At 71.0% G+C, this 20,444-nt stretch carries 19 protein-coding genes and 2 pseudogenes; 13 read left to right on the top strand and 8 right to left on the bottom strand.

The genetic code is table 11. The annotated features are described in order from the left end of the window. Nucleotides 1–84: 84 nt before the first annotated feature. The 5 genes from OHA64_RS10435 to OHA64_RS10415 all read left to right on the top strand — a co-directional run bounded on the left by OHA64_RS10435 (nucleotide 85) and on the right by OHA64_RS10415 (nucleotide 5,896). On the top strand, nucleotides 85–1,164 hold the full coding sequence (locus tag OHA64_RS10435) for an LLM class flavin-dependent oxidoreductase (RefSeq protein WP_405611299.1): 1,080 nt from the start codon (nucleotides 85–87) through the stop codon (nucleotides 1,162–1,164). Further along, nucleotides 1,161–2,489, top strand: coding sequence for an NtaA/DmoA family FMN-dependent monooxygenase (locus OHA64_RS10430; protein WP_405611296.1), 1,329 nt, complete (start codon nucleotides 1,161–1,163; stop codon nucleotides 2,487–2,489). The genes OHA64_RS10435 and OHA64_RS10430 overlap by 4 nt, the downstream gene beginning before the upstream one ends. A gap of 4 nt (nucleotides 2,490–2,493) precedes the next feature. Next, nucleotides 2,494–3,303: a DUF1684 domain-containing protein gene (locus tag OHA64_RS10425; RefSeq protein ID WP_405611293.1), complete on the top strand. Its 810-nt coding sequence runs from the start codon at nucleotides 2,494–2,496 to the stop codon at nucleotides 3,301–3,303. A gap of 184 nt (nucleotides 3,304–3,487) precedes the next feature. Continuing rightward, a complete protein-coding gene (locus tag OHA64_RS10420) occupies nucleotides 3,488–4,393 on the top strand; it encodes a S1 family peptidase (protein ID WP_405611290.1) in 906 nt (301 codons plus the stop codon). A gap of 420 nt (nucleotides 4,394–4,813) precedes the next feature. After that, the gene (locus OHA64_RS10415; RefSeq protein WP_405611287.1) at nucleotides 4,814–5,896 is read left to right on the top strand and encodes an alpha-lytic protease prodomain-containing protein; all 1,083 of its coding nucleotides are present in this window, start codon (nucleotides 4,814–4,816) and stop codon (nucleotides 5,894–5,896) included. A 112-nt stretch (nucleotides 5,897–6,008) separates the two neighbouring features. Here OHA64_RS10415 and OHA64_RS10410 read toward each other — a convergent pair. Further along, nucleotides 6,009–6,326, bottom strand: a pseudogene (locus tag OHA64_RS10410) (response regulator transcription factor); the annotation flags it as partial. A 1-nt stretch (nucleotide 6,327) separates the two neighbouring features. Continuing rightward, nucleotides 6,328–6,453, bottom strand: a complete 126-nt coding sequence (locus tag OHA64_RS10405) for a hypothetical protein (RefSeq protein ID WP_405624440.1) — start codon at nucleotides 6,451–6,453, stop codon at nucleotides 6,328–6,330. A gap of 382 nt (nucleotides 6,454–6,835) precedes the next feature. Between OHA64_RS10405 and OHA64_RS10400 the strand changes: the two genes are divergently transcribed. Beyond that, a complete protein-coding gene (locus OHA64_RS10400; RefSeq protein WP_405611284.1) occupies nucleotides 6,836–10,291 on the top strand; it encodes a DNA polymerase III subunit alpha in 3,456 nt (1,151 codons plus the stop codon). A 5-nt stretch (nucleotides 10,292–10,296) separates the two neighbouring features. Continuing rightward, complete coding sequence (locus OHA64_RS10395; protein WP_405623924.1) at nucleotides 10,297–11,277, top strand: DNA polymerase thumb domain-containing protein; 981 nt, start codon at nucleotides 10,297–10,299, stop codon at nucleotides 11,275–11,277. 50 nt (nucleotides 11,278–11,327) lie between these two features. On the opposite strand, the gene OHA64_RS10390 is transcribed toward OHA64_RS10395, so the two are convergent. Continuing rightward, on the bottom strand, nucleotides 11,328–11,702 hold the full coding sequence (locus OHA64_RS10390; RefSeq protein ID WP_405611281.1) for a cupin domain-containing protein: 375 nt from the start codon (nucleotides 11,700–11,702) through the stop codon (nucleotides 11,328–11,330). 111 nt (nucleotides 11,703–11,813) lie between these two features. Between OHA64_RS10390 and OHA64_RS10385 the strand changes: the two genes are divergently transcribed. From OHA64_RS10385 to OHA64_RS10375, 3 genes are all read left to right on the top strand, one after another. After that, complete coding sequence (locus OHA64_RS10385; RefSeq protein WP_405611278.1) at nucleotides 11,814–12,260, top strand: MarR family winged helix-turn-helix transcriptional regulator; 447 nt, start codon at nucleotides 11,814–11,816, stop codon at nucleotides 12,258–12,260. A gap of 184 nt (nucleotides 12,261–12,444) precedes the next feature. After that, nucleotides 12,445–13,302, top strand: coding sequence for an esterase/lipase family protein (locus OHA64_RS10380; RefSeq protein ID WP_405611275.1), 858 nt, complete (start codon nucleotides 12,445–12,447; stop codon nucleotides 13,300–13,302). A 111-nt stretch (nucleotides 13,303–13,413) separates the two neighbouring features. After that, the gene (locus OHA64_RS10375) at nucleotides 13,414–13,863 is read left to right on the top strand and encodes a GNAT family N-acetyltransferase (protein WP_405611272.1); all 450 of its coding nucleotides are present in this window, start codon (nucleotides 13,414–13,416) and stop codon (nucleotides 13,861–13,863) included. Between the two features lie 19 nt (nucleotides 13,864–13,882). Here OHA64_RS10375 and OHA64_RS10370 read toward each other — a convergent pair whose 3' ends face one another. After that, nucleotides 13,883–14,014, bottom strand: a complete 132-nt coding sequence (locus tag OHA64_RS10370) for a hypothetical protein (protein ID WP_405611269.1) — start codon at nucleotides 14,012–14,014, stop codon at nucleotides 13,883–13,885. A 139-nt stretch (nucleotides 14,015–14,153) separates the two neighbouring features. On the opposite strand from OHA64_RS10370, the gene OHA64_RS10365 reads away from it, so the two are divergent. Next, nucleotides 14,154–14,783, top strand: coding sequence for a class I SAM-dependent methyltransferase (locus OHA64_RS10365; RefSeq protein WP_405611266.1), 630 nt, complete (start codon nucleotides 14,154–14,156; stop codon nucleotides 14,781–14,783). A gap of 55 nt (nucleotides 14,784–14,838) precedes the next feature. Here OHA64_RS10365 and OHA64_RS10360 read toward each other — a convergent pair whose 3' ends face one another. Then, nucleotides 14,839–15,339 carry a DUF402 domain-containing protein gene (locus OHA64_RS10360; RefSeq protein ID WP_405611263.1) on the bottom strand — a complete coding sequence of 167 codons (501 nt, stop codon included), beginning with the start codon at nucleotides 15,337–15,339 and terminating at the stop codon, nucleotides 14,839–14,841. Further along, on the bottom strand, nucleotides 15,320–16,249 hold the full coding sequence (locus OHA64_RS10355; RefSeq protein WP_405611260.1) for a GNAT family N-acetyltransferase: 930 nt from the start codon (nucleotides 16,247–16,249) through the stop codon (nucleotides 15,320–15,322). The genes OHA64_RS10360 and OHA64_RS10355 overlap by 20 nt, the downstream gene beginning before the upstream one ends. A 72-nt stretch (nucleotides 16,250–16,321) precedes the next feature. On the opposite strand from OHA64_RS10355, the gene OHA64_RS10350 reads away from it, so the two are divergent. Beyond that, complete coding sequence (locus tag OHA64_RS10350) at nucleotides 16,322–16,693, top strand: GntR family transcriptional regulator (protein ID WP_405623922.1); 372 nt, start codon at nucleotides 16,322–16,324, stop codon at nucleotides 16,691–16,693. Between the two features lie 75 nt (nucleotides 16,694–16,768). Here OHA64_RS10350 and OHA64_RS10345 read toward each other — a convergent pair. After that, a pseudogene (locus OHA64_RS10345) lies at nucleotides 16,769–17,500 on the bottom strand (DUF72 domain-containing protein); the annotation flags it as partial. Between the two features lie 21 nt (nucleotides 17,501–17,521). Continuing rightward, a complete protein-coding gene (locus OHA64_RS10340) occupies nucleotides 17,522–18,616 on the bottom strand; it encodes a DUF5925 domain-containing protein (protein ID WP_405611257.1) in 1,095 nt (364 codons plus the stop codon). A gap of 301 nt (nucleotides 18,617–18,917) precedes the next feature. Between OHA64_RS10340 and OHA64_RS10335 the strand changes: the two genes are divergently transcribed. Continuing rightward, entirely contained in the window at nucleotides 18,918–20,348 is a 1,431-nt protein-coding gene (locus OHA64_RS10335) for a GH39 family glycosyl hydrolase (protein WP_405611254.1), read from the top strand. Nucleotides 20,349–20,444: the final 96 nt, after the last annotated feature.

The raw sequence follows: 20,444 nt of genomic DNA, 5'->3' as shown, positions 1-20,444 counted from the left end.
GACCGGGTCCCCTGAGACCGCGTTCTCCGAGACCGGGTCCCCTGCGAACAGGTCCTCCGCGACCTGCCGAGAAAGGCTTCCCCCATGACCTCATCGCCCGGCCGGGGCCCGCTGCACCTGGCCGCCGCCGTCGACCAGCCGACGGTGTACGACGCCGGCTCCTACGTCGGCCTGGCACGGCTGGCCGAGCGCGGCGGCCTCGACTTCGTGACCCTGGACGACACCCTCGCCCGCCCGGGGCCCGACGCGCTCGCCGTCCTGTCCGCGGTGGCCCCGGCCACCAGCCGTATCGGCCTGGTGCCCACGGTCACCACCACCCACACCGAGCCGTTCCACGTCCAGGCCGCCGTGGCGACCCTCGACTGGGCCAGCCGCGGCCGGGCCGGCTGGCGGATCGAGGTGTCGACCACCGAGGGCGAGGCCCGCCTGTTCGGCCGCCGGTCCGCCGCCCCCGCCGACGAGCTGTGGCGGGAGGCCGGCGAAGTAGCCGACGTGGCCGCGCGGTTGTGGGACAGCTGGGAGGACGACGCCGAGATACGGGACGTGTCGACCGGCCGCTTCGTCGACCGGGACAAGCTGCACCACGTCGACTTCACCGGCTCCGGTTTCTCCGTCAAGGGGCCGTCGATCGTGCCCCGGCCGCCGCAGGGGCACCCGGTGCGCGTGGTCGACGCCACCGAGGGGCCCGCCCGGCGGACGGCGGCACGGTACGCCGACGTGGTGCTGGTCCGGGCCGTGAGCGCCGCGCACGCCGCCGCCGTACGGGACCAGGTGCGGGAGTCGGCCGAGCAGTTCGGCCGGAATCCCGATGACCTGTGTGTGCTCGCATGCCTTGTCGTCGACCTCGGTGACGGGGAGCACGCGGCCGAGCCGGGCCACGGTGGAGGCGGCCCCCGGCAGACCGCGCGGGGCCCGCTGTACCGGGGCGGTCCCGTCGACCTCGCCGACCTGATCACCGCCTGGTACACGGACCGGACCGTCGACGGCTTCCACCTCACGCCCGCCGAGCCCCGCCGCGACCTGGAACGACTCGTCAACGGCACGGTGGCGCTGCTGCAACACCGGGGCCTGTTCCGCACCTTCTACCCGGGCAGCACACTCCGGGAGCACCTGGGCCTGGCCCGGCCCGTCAACCGGTACGCCGTGACAGGGGGAGCGTCATGACCGTACGCACCCCTTCGCAGAGGCAGGGGAGGCGCGGGAAGCAGATCCATCTCGCCGCGCACTTCCCCGGCGTCAACAACTCGACGGTGTGGACCGACCCGCGCTCGAAGTCGCAGATCGAGTTCTCCTCCTTCGAACACCTCGCCCGCACCGCGGAACGCGGCCTGTTCGACTTCTTCTTCCTCGCCGAGGGGCTGCGGCTGCGCGAACACAAGGGCCGCATCCACGACCTGGACGTGGTCGGCCGGCCGGAATCACTGACCGTGCTGAACGCGCTGTCCGCCGTCACCGACCGCATCGGTCTGGCCGCCACCGTCAACGCCACGTTCAACGAACCGTACGAACTCGCCCGCAGGCTGGCCACGTTGGACCATCTCAGCGGTGGCCGGGCCGCCTGGAACGTGGTCACCTCCTCCGACGCGTTCACCGGCGAGAACTTCCGCCGTGGGGGATACCTCGACCAGGCCGACCGGTACACCCGGGCCGCCGAGTTCGTCGCCACCGCACGGGAGCTGTGGGACTCCTGGACACCGGACGGCGTGAGCCGCCCCTTCGCGCATCGAGGGCGGCACTTCGACATCGCGGGCGAGTTCACCCTGCCGCGCCCGCCGCAGGGGCACCCGGTCGTGATCCAGGCCGGGGACTCGGACGAGGGGCGGGAGTTCGCCGCCGCCACGGCCGACGTGATCTTCACCCGGCACGGCACCCTGGAGGCCGGACGGTCCTTCTACGCCGACGTCAAGCGGCGTCTGGAGAAGTACGGCCGCGGTGCCGACGACCTGAAGATCATGCCCGGTGTCACCGTCGTCCTCGGGGACACGGCAGCCGAGGCACAGGAGCGAGCCGCCGGGATCCGTCGCCGCCAGGTCTCCCCGCAGAACGCGATCCTCACGCTGGAGCAGATCTGGGGCGTCGACCTGTCGTCGTACGACCCGGACGGGCCGCTGCCCGAGATCGACCCGGTGCCGGACACGTCGATCACACAGGGGCGGACCCGGCGTGGCGACACCGTGGCGATCGCCGAGAAGTGGCGGGCGCTGTCGAAGGAGAAGGGCCTGTCCATCCGGCAGACCGTGATCGAGGCGAGCGGCCGGCAGTCCTTCATCGGCACCCCCGAGGCGGTCGCCACCGAACTCCACGAGTTCGTGACGAGGGACGCCGCCGACGGGTTCATCCTCGTCCCGCACCTCACCCCGGGCGGGCTCGACGAGTTCGTGGACCGGGTGGTGCCGCTGCTCCAGGAGCGGGGGGCCTTCCGCACGGCGTACGAGGGCACCACTCTGCGCTCCCACCTCGGGCTCTCCGACCCGCTGAGGAAGGGCTGATGACATGACGACGGACGCATCCGAGGCGTGGAAGCAGTGGCACGAGCACCGCGTCGAGACGGTGTCGGCGCCCTACGGCCCCCTGTCGCTCACCGGAACGCACTGGCTGGAGGACTATCCGGACGGGCGACTTCCGGACATCCCCGGGACGTGGACCACCGACGGCGACGCGGTGCGGCTGACCGCCGCCGAGGCGGACGGGCTGAGCGTGGACGGACGGCCCTTCGACGGCGCGGTGCGGCTCACCGCCGACCCCGGGCCGGTGGCGGCCGCCCGGGTCGGGCACGGTGAGCGCCGCCTGGTCGTGCTGGTGCGCGAAGGAGCGTGGGGTGTACGCGACTTCGACCCCGCCGCTCCGGCACGCGAGGCGTTCCGGGGCATCGAGGCCACACCGTACGATCCGCGCTGGTCGGTGCCGGGGCGCTTCACGCCGTACGGGGAGAGCCGCACCGTACGCGTCGAGAACGCGGACGGCCGCACGCGCGGTCTCGGCCTCGGCGGGGAACTGGCCTTCCGCCTGGCCGGACAGGAACTGACGCTCCAGGTGACGGTCGAGGCCGACGGTTCGCTGTGGGCGGTGTTCGGCGATACGACGGGCGGGAACAGCAGTTACCGGTTCCGCTTCCTGCGGCCCGCCGCGCCGGACGCCGAGGGCCGTACGACGGTCGACCTCAACCGGGCGCTGCTGCCCCCGTGCGCGTTCGCCGACCACTTCGTCTGCCCCTTGCCGCCGCCGGGGAACTCCCTGGCCGTCGCGGTCGGGGCGGGGGAGCGGAACGTGCTCCGAGGGGCGGTACGGTCACCGGGATCGTAAAGATCGTTCAAAGGTTGACGGCCGAAAGGCGCCCTTGCGCCGACCGTCCGTTCGGCCGAATACTCCCCCTCAGCGCTTGTCAGGGGCACGGCGTGTCCGGATTTCGGGCGGTCGGCGCCCTGGCTGCGCCTCACGGGCCCAAACCCCACGAGGGCCCCCGACTTCCCATGTGGAGGAACGAAAAGTGAGGATCAAGCGCACCACTCCCCGCAGCGGCATCGCGAGACGCACTCGGCTGACCGCCGTCACCACCGGCCTCGTGGCCGCCGCCGCGATCGCGGTCCCCAGCGCGAACGCGTCCGACACTCCCACGTTCAGCGCCTCCGAGCTCAAGAGCGTCAGCAGCTCGGTGCTCAAGGCCGATGTCCCGGGCACCGCCTGGGCCGTCGACAGCAAGACCGGCAAGGTGCTCGTCACCGCCGACAGCACGGTCTCCCAGGCCGAGATCGCGAAGATCAAGGAGCAGGCGGGCGCCAACGCCGACGCGCTCACGATCAAGCGCACCAGCGGCACGTTCCAGAAGTACATCGGAGGCGGCGACGCCATCTATGCGAGTAGCTGGCGCTGCTCCCTCGGCTTCAACGTCCGTGACAGCGCGGGCACCTACTACTTCCTGACCGCCGGTCACTGCACCGACGGCGCCGGCACGTGGTGGTCCAACTCCGGTCACACCACCACGCTCGGCACCACGTCGGGCTCCAGCTTCCCGACGAACGACTACGGCATCGTGCGGTACACCAACTCGTCGGTCGCCAAGGCGGGCACCGCGGGCAACACCGACATCACCAGCGCCGGCACGCCGAGCGTCGGCACCACCGTCACCCGTGACGGATCGACCACCGGCATCCACAGCGGCCGGGTGACCGCCCTCAACGCGACCGTCAACTACGGTGGCGGCGACGTCGTCTACGGCATGATCCAGACCACGGTCTGCGCCGAGCCCGGCGACTCCGGCGGTTCGCTCTACGGCACCAACGGTGTCGCCTACGGTCTGACCTCCGGCGGCAGCGGCAACTGCAGCTCCGGCGGCACGACCTTCTTCCAGCCGGTCGTGGAGGCCCTGAACGCCTATGGCGTGAGCGTCTTCTAGACCGGCCGCGCCACCGCGAGGCTCCGCAGCCGGCAGCGAGCGAGCCCCCGCACGAACTCTCGTGCGGGGGCTCGCCCTTGTTCGTCGGCAGCCGGTGCGGCAGTCGCTGCAACCGGTGCAGGAGCAACTCCCGCCCGTCGAGGCCCATGCGAACCCCGATACGCAGGGGTCGATTTCAAGACAGGACTAGTCCTCACGGGTTGATGAGAGTTACTCGCCCGTAGTGTTTGCGGCGCGAATGGCCTGGCGTGACCGTGGACCGTCAAAAACGGAGGGGCGCGCAACCGCGTTCTACGCGCGTCCTGAAGTCACCCTTGTGCGCCCCCTGTGGAATTCGGAAGAGTGGGCGCTCGCCAACCAGCCTTTCGGTCCCGAGGTCCCCACAACCATCCGGACCGACCCCCCACAGGAGGACGCGAGTTGAAGCACCGACGCATATCCAGGCGACGAGTGGCCCTGACAGGTGCGGGCGTCACCGCACTGGTCGCCGCGGGTGTCACCTTCCAGTCCGCGAACGCCAGCGAGCCGGCGAAGTCCCCGGCGCCCCAGACCTTCTCGGCCCTCGCGGCCGGAAAGCTCGCCTCGACGCTCGGTCAGGACCTGGGCGCCGACGCGGCGGGAACGTTCTATGACGCGAAGACCAAGAGCCTCGTGGTCAACGTGCTCGACGAGACCGCGGCGAAGACCGTCGAGGCGGCCGGCGCCAAGGCCAGAGTCGTCGAGAACTCCCTCGCCGAGCTGAAGAGCGCCCACGGCACCCTCAAGCAGGACGCGAGCATCCCCGGCACCGCCTGGGCGACCGACCCGACGACCAACAAGGTGGTCGTCACCGCCGACCGCACGGTCTCCGACGCCCAGTGGGCGAAGCTGACCAAGGTCGTCGACGGACTCGGCGCCACCACCGAACTGCAGCGCACGAAGGGGGAGTTCAAACCCTTCATAGCGGGTGGCGACGCCATCACCGGCGGCGGCGGACGCTGCTCGCTCGGCTTCAACGTGGTCAAGGACGGCGCGCCGTACTTCATCACCGCCGGGCACTGCACCGAGTCCATCTCCACCTGGTCCGACTCCAGCGGCGACACGATCGGCCAGAACGAGGAGTCGAGCTTCCCGGACAACGACTACGGCCTGGTCAAGTACACCGGCGACGTGGCCCACCCGAGCGAGGTGAACCTCTACAACGGCTCCACGCAGAAGATCACGGGAGCGGCCGCGGCCACCGTCGGCATGAAGGTCACCCGCAGCGGCTCCACCACCCAGGTGCACGACGGCACGGTCACCGGCCTGGACGCCACCGTGAACTACGGCAACGGCGACATCGTCAACGGCCTGATCCAGACCGACGTCTGCGCCGAGCCCGGCGACAGCGGCGGCTCGCTCTTCTCCGGCAGCAACGCGATCGGCCTCACCTCGGGCGGCAGCGGCGACTGCACCTCGGGCGGCGAAACCTTCTTCCAGCCGGTCACGGAGGCGCTCTCGGCCTTCGGCGCCGAGATCGGCTGACGGCCACGCGGTAGTACGGCACGGCCGTGATCGCGGCCCGACGAAGTCCCGCCCCACGCACGAGGGGCGGGACTTTCGTGCCGTACGGGCGGATCAATGCCGTACAGGCGGATCAATGCCGTACGGCGGACCAATGACGAGGACGCCGGTCGCGCAGCGGCACGAGCCCTGCCTCATAGGCGGTGATGACGAGCTGGCCCCGGTCCCGCGCGCTCAGTTCGGCGAGCAGCCTCGACACGTGTGACTTGGCGGTGGCCACCGTGATGAAGAGGTCCTCGGCCATCTCGGTGTTCGACCGGCCGCGTCCGACCAGGGTCAGTACCTCCCGTTCCCGCTCGGTGATGCCCTCTGCCGGCCGTGGGGGGAGTTCCGGGACATCCGCGGGGCGCTTGACGAAGTCCGCGATCAGACGACGCGTCACACCCGGCGCGTCATCGGGCCTCCACCGGAACTCCGGCGGGCGTGGGTGGCGGCAGGCGTGCCGCCACCCGGAAGCCGCCCTCGGGGCGGGGCCCGGCGCTGAGCCGGCCGTGCAGCAGGCCGACCCGCTCCCGCATCCCGATGATGCTGAAGCTTCCTGCACGATGCGGTAGGCGGACAGGTCGATGTCGGCCGGCACGGGACGCTGCTTCCCGCTGCGGCACACGTCGACGCGTACCCCCGCGTCCGCGGTCGCTGCCGCCGGCCGGTCGTCAGGCGCCGCGACGTGTGAGCGGCCTCCAGGAGAGTCCGCGAGAGCAACTGATCTGCCCCGTGGACGAGGTGACGGGCCGGCGCCTTTTCGGTTCCTGTTCGACTCGCCAAAGAATCGTTTGTGTGTTCGAATCAAGTCGCTGACCGGGGGCTGGTGGGGTTAGAGTAATCGAACGAGAGTACGATGAGCATATCGGTATGTAGCGGGTATATGGCCGAAAAGGGGTGGAGTGATGGAGGTGCGGCATGGCGGGCTTCGCCCATCTGCACGTCGCGTCCGGTTACTCCGTTCGCTACGGCGCCGCCCACCCCGAGCATCTCGTCCGGCGGGCCGCCGAGCGGGGTGTGACGGCACTCGCGCTCACCGACCGGGACACGGTCACCGGAGCCGTCCGGTTCGCCCAGGCGTGCGCCGGGACCGGGGTCCGGCCGGTCTTCGGGGTCGACCTGGCGGTGGAGGCTCTCACCTCCCCGCCGCCTCCCCGGCGGCGCCGCACCCCGGCGCGTGGTGGCGCGCACGTGATCGAGCCGCCGCTGCGGTTCGTGCTGCTCGCGCAGAACCGGACGGGATGGGCGCGGCTGTGCCGCATCACGTCGGCCGCCCATGCCGGTACCGCGTCCGGCGCGGCACCGGTGGTGGTGCCGTGGGAGGCGCTGCGTGAGTACGGCGGTCCCGGCCTGACCGTCCTGCTCGGGCCGCTCTCGGAGCCGGTGCGGGCCTTGGCGGCCGGTCGCGAGGACGTCGCGATGAAGCTGCTGGCGCCTTGGCGGGAGATCTTCGGGAGTGGAGTCAGGTTGGAGGCTGTTGCGCAGAAACGTTTCAGCGTCGGGCCGGGATCGCTACGGCTGGCGGCCCGGACGCTGGCGCTGGCCGACCGCACCCGTACCACCGCGGTGCTCTCCAACGCCGTCCGCTACGCCGACCCCGAACAGCACCGCCTCGCCGACGTCCTGGACGCCGCGAGACTGCTGCGGCCGATCGACAGGCGCCGCCTGGACAGCGGACAGCGCTGGCTCAAGGACGAGCGGGCGATGACGGTCGTCGCGCAGATGATCTCCGAATGCGCCGGAACGGACGTCCGGCGGGCACGTCTCCTGATGGCGGACACCGCAGCCACGGCGGCCGGGTGCACCGTCGACCCCGAAGCGGACCTCGGGCTGGGCACACCGCACTTCCCGGAGCCGTCGCTCTTCGGCGCCGAGCCGGGAGCGGGGGGAGCGGCACAACTGCTGCGCCGGCAGTGCGAGGCCGGCATGGCCCGCCGTGGCCTCGACCGCGACCGGGCGGCGCTCGACCGGCTGGACGAGGAACTCGCCGTGATCTCCGAGCTCGACTACGACCCGTACTTCCTCGCCGTCGGACAGGTCGTGGCCGACATCCGGGCCAAGGGCATCAGAGTCGCGGCCCGCGGCTCGGGCGCCGGGTCGATGGTCTGCCACGCCCTGGGCATCGCCACCGCCAACCCGCTCGACCACCGCCTGCTGTTCGAACGCTTCCTGAGCGTGCGCCGGGCCTCGCTGCCCGACATCGACATCGACGTGGAGTCCGCCCGACGGCTCGAGTGCTACGACACGATCTTCGACCGGTTCGGCAAGGAAAGGGTCGCGGTCACCGCGATGCCCGAGACCTACCGCGCCCGCCGCGCCCTGCGGGACACCGGCCTCGCGCTCGGCATCGCGCCCGCGGACGTCGACCGGATCGCCAAGAGCTTCCCGCACCTGAGAGCCTCCGACATCACCGGCGCCCTCGCCGAACTGCCCGAACTGCGGCAGCTGGCGGCCGAGGCGCACCGGTACGGACCGCTGTGGGAGCTCGCCGAAGGCCTCGACTCCCTGGTCCACGGCATGGCCATGCACCCCTGCGGCGTGGTCATCAGCGACGCGACGCTCCTGGACCGGCTGCCGGTGCAGCCCACGCCACAGGGCGACTACCCCATGGCGATGGCGGCGAAGGAGGAGATCGAGGCGCTGGGCAACATCAAGCTCGACGTCCTGGGAGTGCGCATGCAGTCCGCGATGGCCCACGCCGTCGCCGAGATCGAACGGACCACCGGCAGCCACATCGACCTGGACGACCCGAAGCAGGTGCCGCTCGACGACGTCTTCGCGTTCAAGCTCATCCAGGAGAGCCAGACCCTGGGTCTCTTCCAGCTCGAGTCGCCCGGCCAGCAGGACCTGCTGTCCCGGCTTCAGCCCCGCGACCCGCAGGACGTCATCGCCGACATCAGCCTCTTCCGCCCCGGCCCGGTCGCCGGCGGCATGCCCGAGCGGTACATCGCCGCCCGGCACGGCGGCACACCGTCGTACGCCCACCCGGACCTGGAGCCGGTGCTCGCCGACACCTACGGCGTGACCATCTGGCACGAGCAGATCATCGAGACCTTCGCCGTGATGACCGGCTGCGACCGCGCACTGGCGGAGATCGCCCGGAGGGCACTCGGGGACAAGGGCCGACTGCCCGGGATCAAGGACTGGTTCCATCGCCGAGCGCGGGCCCGTGGCTACGGCACGACCGTGCGGGACGAGGTCTGGAAGACCGTCGAGGCCTTCGGCGCCTACGGCTTCTGCCGCGCCCACGCGGTCGCCTTTGCCGTACCGGCCCTGCAGAGCGCGTGGCTCAAGGCGCACTATCCGGCGTTTCTGCTGGCCGGCCTGCTCGAACACGATCCCGGGATGTGGCCCAAGCGGGTCCTCGTCTCCGACGCCCGTCGGCGCGATGTTCCCGTTCTGCCCGTCGACATCAACCACTCCCAGGTGAAGCACACGGTGGAGAAGGCCGATGGAGAGCAGTGGGGCGTACGCCTCGCTCTCTCAGCGGTGCACGGCATCAGCGAGGGCGAGTGCGCCCGGATCGAGGAGGGGCAGCCGTACGGATCGCTGTCGGACTTCTGGCAGCGGGCCCACCCCAGCCGACCGGTCGCCGAACGCCTCGCCGAGATCGGCGCCCTGACCTGTCTCCACGACGGGCGCCTCACGCGACGCGACCTGCTCCTGCAGATCGCCGAACTCCACCGGGCCTCCCGCGCCCGGTCCGCCGGAAAGGGCCAACTGCCCATCGAAACGGGCGCGGTCGGGGGAGCGGAGCCGAGTGGTCTGCCGGAGATGACCGGACGGGAAGCCCTGAGCGCCGAGTTGAACACCCTCGGCATCGACGTCTCCAAGCACCTGATGGAGCACCATCACCGACTGCTGCGGGAGATCGGCGCGACCGACGCGGCCCACCTGGCCGGACTGCGCGCCGGTCAGCAGGTCCTGGTCGCCGGTGTGCGGGCCTCGACCCAGACCCCGCCGATCGCCAGCGGCAGGCGCATCATCTTCGTCACCCTGGAGGACGGCTCCGGCCTGGTCGACCTGGCCTTCTTCGAGGACTCCCATCCGGCCTGCGCGCACACGGTCTTCCACAGTGGACTGCTGCTGGTGCGCGGCACGGTCCAGGTGCGTGGCACCCGCCGCACCGTCGTCGGCACCATGGCCTGGGACCTGGACGAGATCGCCGCCGCCCGCCGTGACGAGGGCCCCGAGGCCGCCCTTGCCCTCCTCGGCGCCGACCATCCGTCCCCGACCCCCGCCCAGCCGCAGCGGACCCTGGCCAACGGCACCACCGGCGCCCGCCTGCACCCCTACGCCGACCTCCAGCCCGCCGGCACCCGCTCGGCCGACCTGAAGAAGTTCGGCCATCGCAGCCCGGGGAGCGCGGGATGAGCGAGATGACCACGCGTCAGCGGCACATTGCCCACCTCCACCTGCACGCGGCACTGACCGAGACTCAGTACGACGATGTAATCGAACTGATGTCTGGTATCACTCCTCATGTCCAGGCTGTCCGGCCCGACGCCGTCCAGCTCGACCTGACGTCGGCACTCAGATACTTCGACCTGTCCCCCTACGACCTGGTCCAGTTGGCGAAGATGAGGCTGAAGGCCCTCTACGGCATCGACAGCAGCGCCGGGCTCGCGAACAACCGCATGCTGGCCGCCATGGCGGCCGACGCGTCCGCGCCGGGAGACACCACCTGGGTCCGCGACGGGCAGGCCGCCACGTGGCTGTATCCCCGTCCGGTCACCGCGCTGCCGGGGATCGGCCGCGCGACAGCGGAAACGCTCGACAGATATGGGCTGCACACCATCGGCCAGGTCGCGGACGTACCCGCGGCGACCCTGCAGCGACTCCTCGGCGCCGGTTCGGCCCGGCTGCTGGCCGAGCGGGCCCGCGGCCATGATCCCCGCCCGGTCGGTAGGTCGGAACCGGCGGCGCACCTGGTCGCCGATCTCGTGCTGGAGCGGGACTGCCTTGAACCGGCGTGGCATCACCGGGCCGTCCTGGGACTCGCCGACCAGATCGGCGGGCGCCTGCGCGGCGAAGGCCAGATCGCCGGCCGGATCACCCTCACCGTGCGGTACGCCGACCGCAGCTCCACCACGCGCACGCACACGCTGCCGGAACCGACCAATCACTCACCCGCCCTCGCCGCGGCCGCCCTGGGGCTGTTGAGCGCCCTCGGGCTGCAGCGGGCACGAGTCCGCTCCTTCGCGATCCGTGCTGACGATCTGCTGCCGGCCGGCAGTGCCTACTGGCAGCTGTCCCTGGATCCCGGCGATGCCCGTGCCCGCGCAGCCGAGGCCGCCGCCGACCGTGCCCGCCGACGCTTCGGGCCGGAGGCTGTACGTCCAGCGGCTCTGGCTGACTGACCGTCTTTGGGGAGGACCGTCGGCGCAGGCCTGTCTTCCGGGCCCGGGGATCAGTTGGCCCACGGCGGAATGAGGCGTGTGCCGTCGGCCAGTTCCGCCTCCAGGCCGACGGATGTGGTGACCCAGGAGATCGCGGTGTGGTCGGTCGGGTTCTCGATGGCGACGGTCGCTCCGCGGCCGATGATCGCCGTGTCGCCCGCGGTGAGCCGGTCGGTGCGGCCGTCGAGGGTGATCAGCAGTTCGCCGATGAGCAGGTGGAAGATCTCCTCCCGGTTCACCGTGTGCGCGGGAGCCCTGGTCCCGGGCGGGATCTCGCCCCGCCAGGCGCACAGCTCCTTGCTGCCGGTGAGGGGAGTGGCGTACGAGACGAAGCGGGCGCCGTGGATCTCGTGGGTGACGGCTTCGGACTGGCGGATGACGGGCATGGCTGTCTCCTGTCGCGGGATGCGGAACCGGGCAAGTGGTCAAGCAGCTTGACTAATTGAGCTTATAGTCAAGCAGCTTGACCAATTCGTCAAGGGTGTTTCAATGCACCCGTGCAGAACTCCGACGCCATGGCCCTGTCCGCCGCCCTGCTCGCCGTCGCCGGTGAGCTCACGCAGCGCATTCACGAGGGTGTCGTCGCCCGCGGTTTCGAGGGGGTCAGGCCGGCGCACGGCTTCGCGTTCGCCCGGCTCGCCCCGGACGGGGCGACGGTCACCGATCTCGCGGCGCATCTGGGAGTGACCAAGCAGGCCGCCAGTCAGCTGGTCGACGAGATCGTGCGCAAGGGGTACGCCGAGCGCCGGCCGCATCCCGAGGACGCGAGGGCCCGGCTGGTCGTGCTGACCGGGCGGGGGTGGGCCTGCACTCGTGCGGCGGAGGAGGCGGCGGCGGAGGTCGTCGGGGTGTGGGCCGCGCTGCTCGGTGAGGCTGAAGTGCGCGCGTTGCGTGACCGATTGGGGCGTATTGCTCCCCATGGTCCCATCAGGCCCGCCTGGTGACGTACCTGGTGGCGGTGCATCAGTGGCACCTGCCGTCGTTGGTTACCACTGGAAGTTTTTACTGACGCGTAACTTCACAAGAGCACTACTCGCCCGTAACTTGACGAGTGAACAGCATTCTTGTGATCCGGATCACAGGGCGTAGAGCCGTCGCAACTCCCTTGAGCCGCAAGGAGATCACTCGATGCTGCCCTGGAAACGAGTGCTCAGACCCCTGACCGCGCTGCTGCTGACCGCCGCGGCCGCCGTCGTCCCCGCCACCGCCCAGGCGGCCGACAGTCCTGACGCCGGCTGGAACGACTACTCCTGCAAGCCCTCCGCCGCCCACCCCCGGCCTGTCGTCCTCGTGCACGGCACCTTCGGAAACTCCGTCGACAACTGGCTGGCCCTCGCGCCGTACCTGGAGAACCGCGGCTACTGCGTCTTCTCCTTCGACTACGGCCGGCTCTCCGGCGTCCCGCTCTTCTACGGCCTCGGTCCCATCGACAAGTCGGCCGAGCAGTTGAAGGCATACGTCGACAGGGTGCTCGCGGCGACCGGCGCCGACAAGACCGACCTCGTCGGCCACTCGCAGGGCGGCATGATGCCCCGCCACTACCTCAAGTTCCTCGGCGGAGCCGCCAAGGTGAACGCCCTCGTCGGCATCGCACCCATCAACCACGGCACCACACTCTCCGGGCTCACCGGACTGCTGCCGTACTTCCCGGGCATCGGGGACCTGCTCACCACCAACACCCCCGCCCTCGCCGACCAGGTGGCCGGTTCCGCCTTCCTCGCCAGGCTCAACGAGGGCGGCGACACGGTGCCCGGCGTCCGCTACACGGTCCTCGCCACCAGGTACGACGAGGTGGTCACGCCGTACCGGAGCCAGTTCCTGAGCGGATCCGACGTGCACAACGTGCTGCTGCAGGACCTGTGCCCGGTCGACCTGTCCGAGCACGTGGCGATCGGGCTGTTCGACCGGATCGCCTTCCACGAGGTGGCCAACGCGCTGGACCCGGCCCACGCCAAGCCCACGACCTGCGCGTCGGCGTTCAGCTGAACCGACTCCTGTCGTCGGGGGCTGTCCGGCCCGAGCCGCCGGTCAGGCCCCGGCGGCTCGGGCGGCGACCTCGGACTCCGTCGGGCTCGGTCAGATGGGTAGCGTGCGTGTATGACGAGCGAGGAGATCCGGCCCGCCACGGCGGGCGATGTACAGGCCGTGAAAACCGTGACCGACGCGGCGTACCGCCACTACATCGAGCGGATCGGGAGGGTGCCCCAGCCCATGGAGCGGGACCACGCGGCGAACGTGGCCGCGGGGATGGTCTTCGTCACGGGAGACCCCGTGACCGGTCTGGTGGTGATCGAGGAACGCGACGATCACCTGTACCTCGACAACCTCGCCGTCCACCCCGACGCGCAGGGCGAGGGCGTGGGACGACGGCTGCTGGACTTCGTCGAGGCACGCGCGCGTGAGCTCGGCCTCCCCGAGGTCAGGCTCTACACCCACGCGATGATGTGGGAGAACCAGAAGATCTACCCGAAGTTCGGCTATGAGGTCGTGGAGCGGCGCGTCGACGGGCCGTACGACCGCGTGCACTACCGCAAGCGGCTGGGCTGAGGGGCTCTGGCCCTCACGCTCACGCTTCCGGCCACCAGGTGCGTGCGATGTCCTTGCGGACCTCCGGGCGTCCCGCGGGGCGCTCGTCGGCCTCCTCACGGACCCGGGAGTCCGTCTTCTTCAGGGGCTTCTGCACGGTCATACGGCGCATGGCTGCCTCCTCCAGGGCTACCGAGTTCCGTGTTTTCACGGAGGTAGACCCGTGCAGGGAGAGTTGCTCATCGGTTGCCGGTCTGTCAGTGGCCGGTGTCACGATTCGGGTGTCAGTGGCGGGTGTCACTCTTGGGCCCATGACGAACGAGAGTGATGCCACGAACCCGGCCATGACCTCGACGGATGTCGACTGGGACAGGCGGGCCGAGTCCTTCGACGACGAACCGGACCATGGCCTGCGCGACCCGGAGGTGCGCCACGCCTGGGCCGAACGGCTGCGTGACTGGCTGCCCGGACCCACCGCCGACATCCTCGATCTCGGCTGCGGCACCGGCAGTCTGTCGCTCCTCGCGTCCGAGCAGGGACACCACGTCACCGGGGTGGACGCGTCCCCGAACATGGTGGCCCTCGCGCGCGCCAAGCTCGCCGGGCGGGACGCCGTGTTCCTCGTCGGCGACGCGGCGGAGCCGCCGGTGGGGGAGGAGCGCTTCGACGTGGTGCTCGTCCGGCATGTGCTGTGGGCGCTGCCCGACCCCGGCCGGGCCCTGCGGCACTGGCGGGAGCTGCTGCGCCCCGGCGGGCGGCTGGTCCTCGTCGAGGGCCTGTGGGGCACGTCCCACCCCGTCGGCATACCCGCCGACCGGCTCACCGCCCTGCTCACGCCGCTCGGCGGTCAGGTGCGCGTGGACCGGCTCTCGGACGACGCGCGGCTGTGGGGGAGGGACGTGGACGACGAGCGGTACGTGGCGGTGGCGACGGTGGGGTGAGCGGCGGGGGGGGGGGGGGGGGGGGGGGACGGTGTGCGGCCGGGGGCGGAAGCTGCTAGCCGAGCAGCCCGGCGAGGCCGGACTCGCGGGCCAGCGCCTCCAGCTCGTCGAGCGCGGCCACGGCGGCGGACGCGGCCCTCGGGTCCCGGTCCGCCAGACCGCTCTCGGCGAACTCGTCCTCGTCCAGTCGGCGTACGTCCGTGCCGTCGCCGGAGACCCACAGGTCCAGGTCGAGGTCCTCGACCACGAGCTCCGCGCCGGAGAGTGCGGCCGGGCGGGTGATGTCGCAGTACCAGCCCTTCAGGGCGCCGACCCCGTCGCGGACCTCCTTCACGGCATACCAGCGGTCGCGCCAGTAGTACTCGGTGAAGACATCGCCCGGCTCGAAGCGGACGAAGCCGAAGTCGCGGACGCCTTCGCCGGCCCAGGGGGCGCGGACCGCGATCCGGGTGCCGTCGTCGCCGAGGAGTTGGGCCCCGTAACGGATCTTCGTGCGGCCCGCCTTGACGAGGACGACCTCCACGAGGGACTTCGGGTCAGGTGAGTTCGCGGACATGGCGCATCTCCGTTGCACAGATCTCGTAGCCGAACCATTTGTTGATCGCGATCATCGGTTCGTTGCCGGTGTCGTTTCCCGTGAACGCCTCGGTGAACCCCGCGGCACGGGCGCGGTGCAGGGAATCGGTCTTGGCGAGCTTGGCCAGGCCGCGGCCGCGGAAGGCGCGGGCGGTGCCGGTCATGACGGTGCCGTAGCGGGTGCCGCCGTCCGTGCGGGCCGCGCTGAAGGCCACCGGGCGGCCGTCGACCACGGCGACCGAGGTCAGCTCGCGGCTGAGGAGGGGGTGGTTCCAGGTGTCCTCCAGCCAGGCCTCGTAGTCGGTGAACTCGTAGGCGATGTCGCTCGGTTCGTCCGACATCGTCTCCGAGTCCAGCGCGAACAGCGGGCGAGGGTCGTCGGCGAAGTCGGCGCCGGTACGCAGTTCGACTCCCGGTGGCGGGTCCTGGAGCGGGGGCAGGGTGCCGTGCGCCAGGTCCAGGCGCAGGAAGTGGGCGGAGCGGCTGCCGCGATAGCCGTGCCGTTCGGCGAAGGCACGGTTGTCCGGCTCGTCCAGGACCCAGGCGAACAGCTTCGTCGCCCCCAGGCCGGCCAGGTACTCCTCGGCGGCACGCACCAGCTGCGAACCGGCGCCGCGGCCGGTGCGCTCCGGGTGCACGTACACGTTGACGTAGCCCTGGCCCGGTTCCGGACTCTCGTGCACGATCCCGACCTGGGCGGTGCCGATCACCTCCCCGTCCTCCTCCGCGACCAGGGGGCGGTAGTGGGAGTCGGGATGCGCGTGGGCGAGGTCGTGGGCGAGGGAGTCCGGGGTGACGAGATAGAACGGGAGGGCGAGATGGCGGACACGGGCGAAGCCCTCGAAGTCGGCCCGGACGCCTGGTCGGAGGTCGCGCACAGTCATGGTCATATGGGCGCACGCTACGGGGGAGACGCGTACCGGTGCCTCTCATTTTCCCCCGGGTGCGGGACAATCGCCTGCGTGACCTTGAAGATCCACATCGATGAGAGCGCCCCTCCGTACGAGCAGGTACGGGCACAGATCTCCGAGCAGGCGCGCTCGGGAGAACTGCCGGTGGGCTACCGGCTGCCCACCGTCCGGGGGCTGGCCGAGTCGCTCGGCCTGGCCGCGAACACGGTCGCCAAGGCGTACCGGGCGCTGGAGGCGGACGGGGTGATCGAGACGCGGGGGCGCAACGGAACGTATGTCGCCGCCGCGGGCTCGGCGGCGGAACGCGAAGCGGCGTCGGCCGCCCAGGCGTACGTCGAGCGGGTCCGGCGTCTGGGCCTGGACGAGAACGCGGCGCTTGTCGCGGTACGGGACGCCCTGCGGGCGGCTTACGGGGCGGGGTGAGCGGGGCCGGTGGAGGGTGAGGCCGGTCGTGGGCTGCTCAGGTCGGTGAATGTTCACGGTGTGCGCGTAGGGGGGCAGTCCCGCTCTGTCGGCCGCCCTTGCGAAGACCACCGCGTCCTTCACCGCCGCCGCGTTCGGGTCGTTGTTGAAGAACGCGAACACGTCCTCGCCCTCGGTCCAGGTGTCCGCGATCCGCTCGGCCCAGCTCCTCAGTGACTGTCGGCCGTAGTGGGGCCAGGCCCGGGCGCGGCCGACGTGGAAGCGGACGTAGCCCCAGTCGGTGGTGCGCCACAGCGGGGTCGACGGGCGGGAGCGGACGTCCGCCCAGCACAGGGCCGCGCCGTGGGATTCCAGCACCTCGCGCACCTCGGACGTCCACCACGAGTCATGGCGCGGTTCGACCGCGACCGTCGTGCCGGCCGGGAAGCAGGACAGACAGGTGTCCAGCAGCTCCGCATCCGCGCGCAGGGTCGGTGGCAGCTGGAGCAGGACCGGACCCAGCCGGTCGCCGAGGCCAGCCGCGCGGCTCATCAGACGGTGCACCGGCTCCTCGGGGTCCCGCAGCCGTTTGATGTGGGTCAGATAGCGGCTGGCCTTCACCGCGACCACGAAGTCCGGCGGGGTGCGTTCCCGCCAGGCCTCGAAGTTCTCCCGGGACGGCAGCCGGTAGAAGGCGTTGTTGATCTCGACGGTCGCGAAACGCGCCGCGTACTCCTCCAGCCACAGCCGCGTGGGGCACCCGGCGGGGTAGAGCACGCCCCGCCAGTCCTTGTACTGCCACCCCGACGTGCCGACGAACAGGGTCATACCTCCATCAAAGCACGCGCCCTACAGGTACAGCCCCGCGTCCGTCTCCGGCCGGGGCTCCGGCACCGACGTCGGCGAGGTGCCCCGCCGCAGCGCGTACAGCTCCGCGAGTGTCGCGCCCTCGCGGCCCACGCCTTCCTCGTCGCCCAGCCAGCTCACGGCCTCCCGTCGGGTCAGCGGCCCCACCTCGATACGGGCCAGACACCGGCCTGGGCGGACCACGGCCGGGTGAAGGCGCTCCAGGTCCTCGTTGGTCGTCACGCCGACCAGGACGTTGCGGCCCTGGCCCAGCAGGCCGTCGGTGAGGTTGAGGAGCCGGGACAGCGCCTGGCCGGCGGTGTGCTTGGCCTCGCCGCGGATCAGCTCGTCGCAGTCCTCCAGCAGCAGCAGCCGCCAGCGTCCCTTGCCCGTGCTGTCGTCCTCGCCGATCGCGATGTCCATCAGATAGCCGACGTCGCTGAACAGCCGCTCGGGGTCCAGCACGCAGTCCACCTGGCACCAGTCCCGCCAGGACCGCGCGAGCGTCCGCAGTGCCGACGTCTTGCCGGTGCCCGGCGGGCCGTGCAGGAGCAGCAGCCGGCCGGCGATGTCCTCCGGGGTGGTCTTCATCAGGACGTCCATCGCGTCCGCGACGGGCGCGGTGTAGTTGGCCCGCACCTCGTCCCAGGTGCCCGCGGAGATCTGCCGGGTGGTGCGGTGCGGGCCACGCCTCGGGGAGACGTACCAGAAGCCCATCGTCACGTTCTCCGGCTGTGGCTCGGGCTCGTCCGCGGCGCCGTCGGTGGCCTGCTCGAGGACCTTCTCCGCGAGCTCCGCGGTGGTCGCTGTGACGGTGACGTCCGCGCCCCGGTTCCAGCGGGAGATCAGCAGGGTCCAGCCGTCGCCCTCGGCCAGCGTCGCGCTGCGGTCGTCGTCGCGGGCCATGCGCAGGACACGGGCGTCCGGCGGCAGGAGGGTCGCCCCGGAGCGCACGCGGTCGATGTTGGCCGCGTGCGAGTACGGCTGCTCGCCCGTCGCGAAGCGACCGAGGAACAGCGCGTCGACGACGTCGGACGGCGAGTCGCTGTCGTCGACGTTGAGCCGGATCGGCAGAGCGTCGTGTGGGTTCGCAGACATGCCCGCCATGATCCGGCACGTTCGGGCCTCGTGCACCCGCTTTCCGTAGCGCACCGGAGTGCACCTGTCGTGTCGTCCGTGCGCCGGCCGGGCCCTCAGCACGCTGGTCGTGTCCTCGGCGCACCAGCCGTGCCGTCGGTGCGTCGGTGTCGGTGCGTCAGCCGGGGAGCCGGTGTCACGTGCTTCTCCTGTGTCCCCTGTGTCCTCTGCGTCCCCTCCGTCCCGGCGTCCGTCCTGTTACAGAGCTGTGCGGCTACGACATCTGCCCGGCCGGGTGTCGGGCCGGTTACCGTTGCCCTTGATGGGACGTCATGGGTGGAATTCGGGGGCCGGGCGGTGGCGTCTCACCGCGCTGCTCGGTGTGGGCCTGGCCGCGCTGGCCCTGGTCGTGACCCTGCTCAACACGCTTCCCGGGAACGACGGCGGCACCGAGGGCACCTCACGCGACGGCGACAAGGTGCACGGCACGCCGAGGGCTCCCGCCGGTGCGGCGAAGCCCGAGGTGGGCTGGGGCTTCACGCACACCCAGTTCAGTGCCGACGAGGGGGCCGGCGCCGCCACCCGGCGTGTCGAGGACCGGCTGTCGAATGCCGGGGGCCTGCCGCAGAACCAGCACATCATGGGCTGGGGCGCCGACAACCCCGAGCCGGTGAAGGGCCGTTACGACTTCGGGGCCATGGACCGCCGGGTCGACTTCATGCGCGCCTCCGGAGCCACCCCGGTGATCACCCTGTGCTGCTCCCCGGACTGGATGAAGGGCGGCAAGGCAGGCGTCGGCAACACGAACTGGAGCCAGGCCGCCCTGGAGACCTCGCCGACTCCCGACCACTACCAGGACTTCGCCGACCTGGCCGCGACCGTCGCCAAGCGCTATCCGGACGTACGCCACTTCGTCGTCTGGAACGAGTTCAAGGGCTTCTGGAACGACGCCGAGGCCCGCTGGGACTACGAGGGCTACACCAGGCTCTACAACCTGGTCTACAAGGCTCTCAAGGGTGTCGACAAGGACATCGAGGTCGGCGGGCCGTACCTGGTGATGGACAGCGTCGACCCGCGCTCGGCCGACGCCTCGACCACCTTCAAGGGGCCCTGGGGCGCCATGGACCAGCGGATCCTCGACGCCTTCGCCTACTGGAACCGGCACAAGGCAGGCGCCGACTTCGTGGTCGTCGACGGCTCCAGCTACACCAACGACGACGAGTTGCTGCCCGACGAGTTCGCGGCCACCGACAAGTTCACGGCGGTGGGGAAGTGGGTGCGGGCGCGGACCGGCGACCTGCCGTTGTGGTGGGCCGAGTACTACGTCGAGCCCGGCGACGCCAACGACGAACGCAAGGGCTGGTCCGAGACCCGCCGGGTCGCCGTCCAGGCCACCGGGATGATCGCCATGGTCAAGGGCGGCGCCTCCTCCGGCTTCTACTGGAACCCGGAGCGGGAGAAGGGCACCGACTGTCCCGGCTGTCTGTGGACCCCGACCGACGGGGGCAGCGGCGGCGCGAAGCTTCCCCTGTACGACCTCGTCTCCCGCTTCGGCGCGGAGTTCCCGCCCGGCACCGCCTACCGGACGGTGTCCGTCGCCAAGGACGACGTACCCAACGTGCGGGTCCTGGCGACCGACACGTTGGCCCTCGTCGTCAACACCCTCGACCGGCAGATCAGCGCCCAGGTCGACGGCAGACGGTTCGAGATGCAGGCGTACGAGGTGAAGTGGCTCGACCGGCGGTCCGGCTGAGCCACTTCACCTGGCCCGCGCTGAGGCGATCCCCGCTTCACCGACAACGCGCCCTGCCTCACCGACAACGAGCCCTACTCCACCGACAACGAGCCC

The sequence above is a fragment of the Streptomyces sp. NBC_00076 genome, assembly GCF_045041235.1.
Lineage (GTDB): Bacteria > Actinomycetota > Actinomycetes > Streptomycetales > Streptomycetaceae > Streptomyces.
Note: the sequence above shows the minus strand (reverse complement) of the source record. Positions and strands in the feature narration are given on the sequence as shown.

What these genes read in the sequence shown, in the direction of transcription:
- OHA64_RS10375 (WP_405611272.1), top strand. Translation starts at nt 13,414, where the DNA reads ATGACGAGCGAGGAGATCCGGCCCGCCACGGCGGGCGATGTACAGGCC.
- OHA64_RS10425 (WP_405611293.1), top strand. Translation starts at nt 2,494, where the DNA reads ATGACGACGGACGCATCCGAGGCGTGGAAGCAGTGGCACGAGCACCGC.
- OHA64_RS10335 (WP_405611254.1), top strand. Translation starts at nt 18,918, where the DNA reads ATGGGACGTCATGGGTGGAATTCGGGGGCCGGGCGGTGGCGTCTCACC.
- OHA64_RS10390 (WP_405611281.1), bottom strand. Translation starts at nt 11,702, where the DNA reads ATGCCCGTCATCCGCCAGTCCGAAGCCGTCACCCACGAGATCCACGGC.
- OHA64_RS10360 (WP_405611263.1), bottom strand. Translation starts at nt 15,339, where the DNA reads ATGTCCGCGAACTCACCTGACCCGAAGTCCCTCGTGGAGGTCGTCCTC.
- OHA64_RS10400 (WP_405611284.1), top strand. Translation starts at nt 6,836, where the DNA reads ATGGCGGGCTTCGCCCATCTGCACGTCGCGTCCGGTTACTCCGTTCGC.
- OHA64_RS10435 (WP_405611299.1), top strand. Translation starts at nt 85, where the DNA reads ATGACCTCATCGCCCGGCCGGGGCCCGCTGCACCTGGCCGCCGCCGTC.
- OHA64_RS10430 (WP_405611296.1), top strand. Translation starts at nt 1,161, where the DNA reads ATGACCGTACGCACCCCTTCGCAGAGGCAGGGGAGGCGCGGGAAGCAG.
- OHA64_RS10380 (WP_405611275.1), top strand. Translation starts at nt 12,445, where the DNA reads ATGCTGCCCTGGAAACGAGTGCTCAGACCCCTGACCGCGCTGCTGCTG.
- OHA64_RS10355 (WP_405611260.1), bottom strand. Translation starts at nt 16,249, where the DNA reads ATGACCATGACTGTGCGCGACCTCCGACCAGGCGTCCGGGCCGACTTC.
- OHA64_RS10395 (WP_405623924.1), top strand. Translation starts at nt 10,297, where the DNA reads ATGACCACGCGTCAGCGGCACATTGCCCACCTCCACCTGCACGCGGCA.
- OHA64_RS10365 (WP_405611266.1), top strand. Translation starts at nt 14,154, where the DNA reads ATGACGAACGAGAGTGATGCCACGAACCCGGCCATGACCTCGACGGAT.
- OHA64_RS10405 (WP_405624440.1), bottom strand. Translation starts at nt 6,453, where the DNA reads ATGCGGGAGCGGGTCGGCCTGCTGCACGGCCGGCTCAGCGCCGGGCCC.
- OHA64_RS10340 (WP_405611257.1), bottom strand. Translation starts at nt 18,616, where the DNA reads ATGTCTGCGAACCCACACGACGCTCTGCCGATCCGGCTCAACGTCGAC.
- OHA64_RS10370 (WP_405611269.1), bottom strand. Translation starts at nt 14,014, where the DNA reads ATGCGCCGTATGACCGTGCAGAAGCCCCTGAAGAAGACGGACTCCCGG.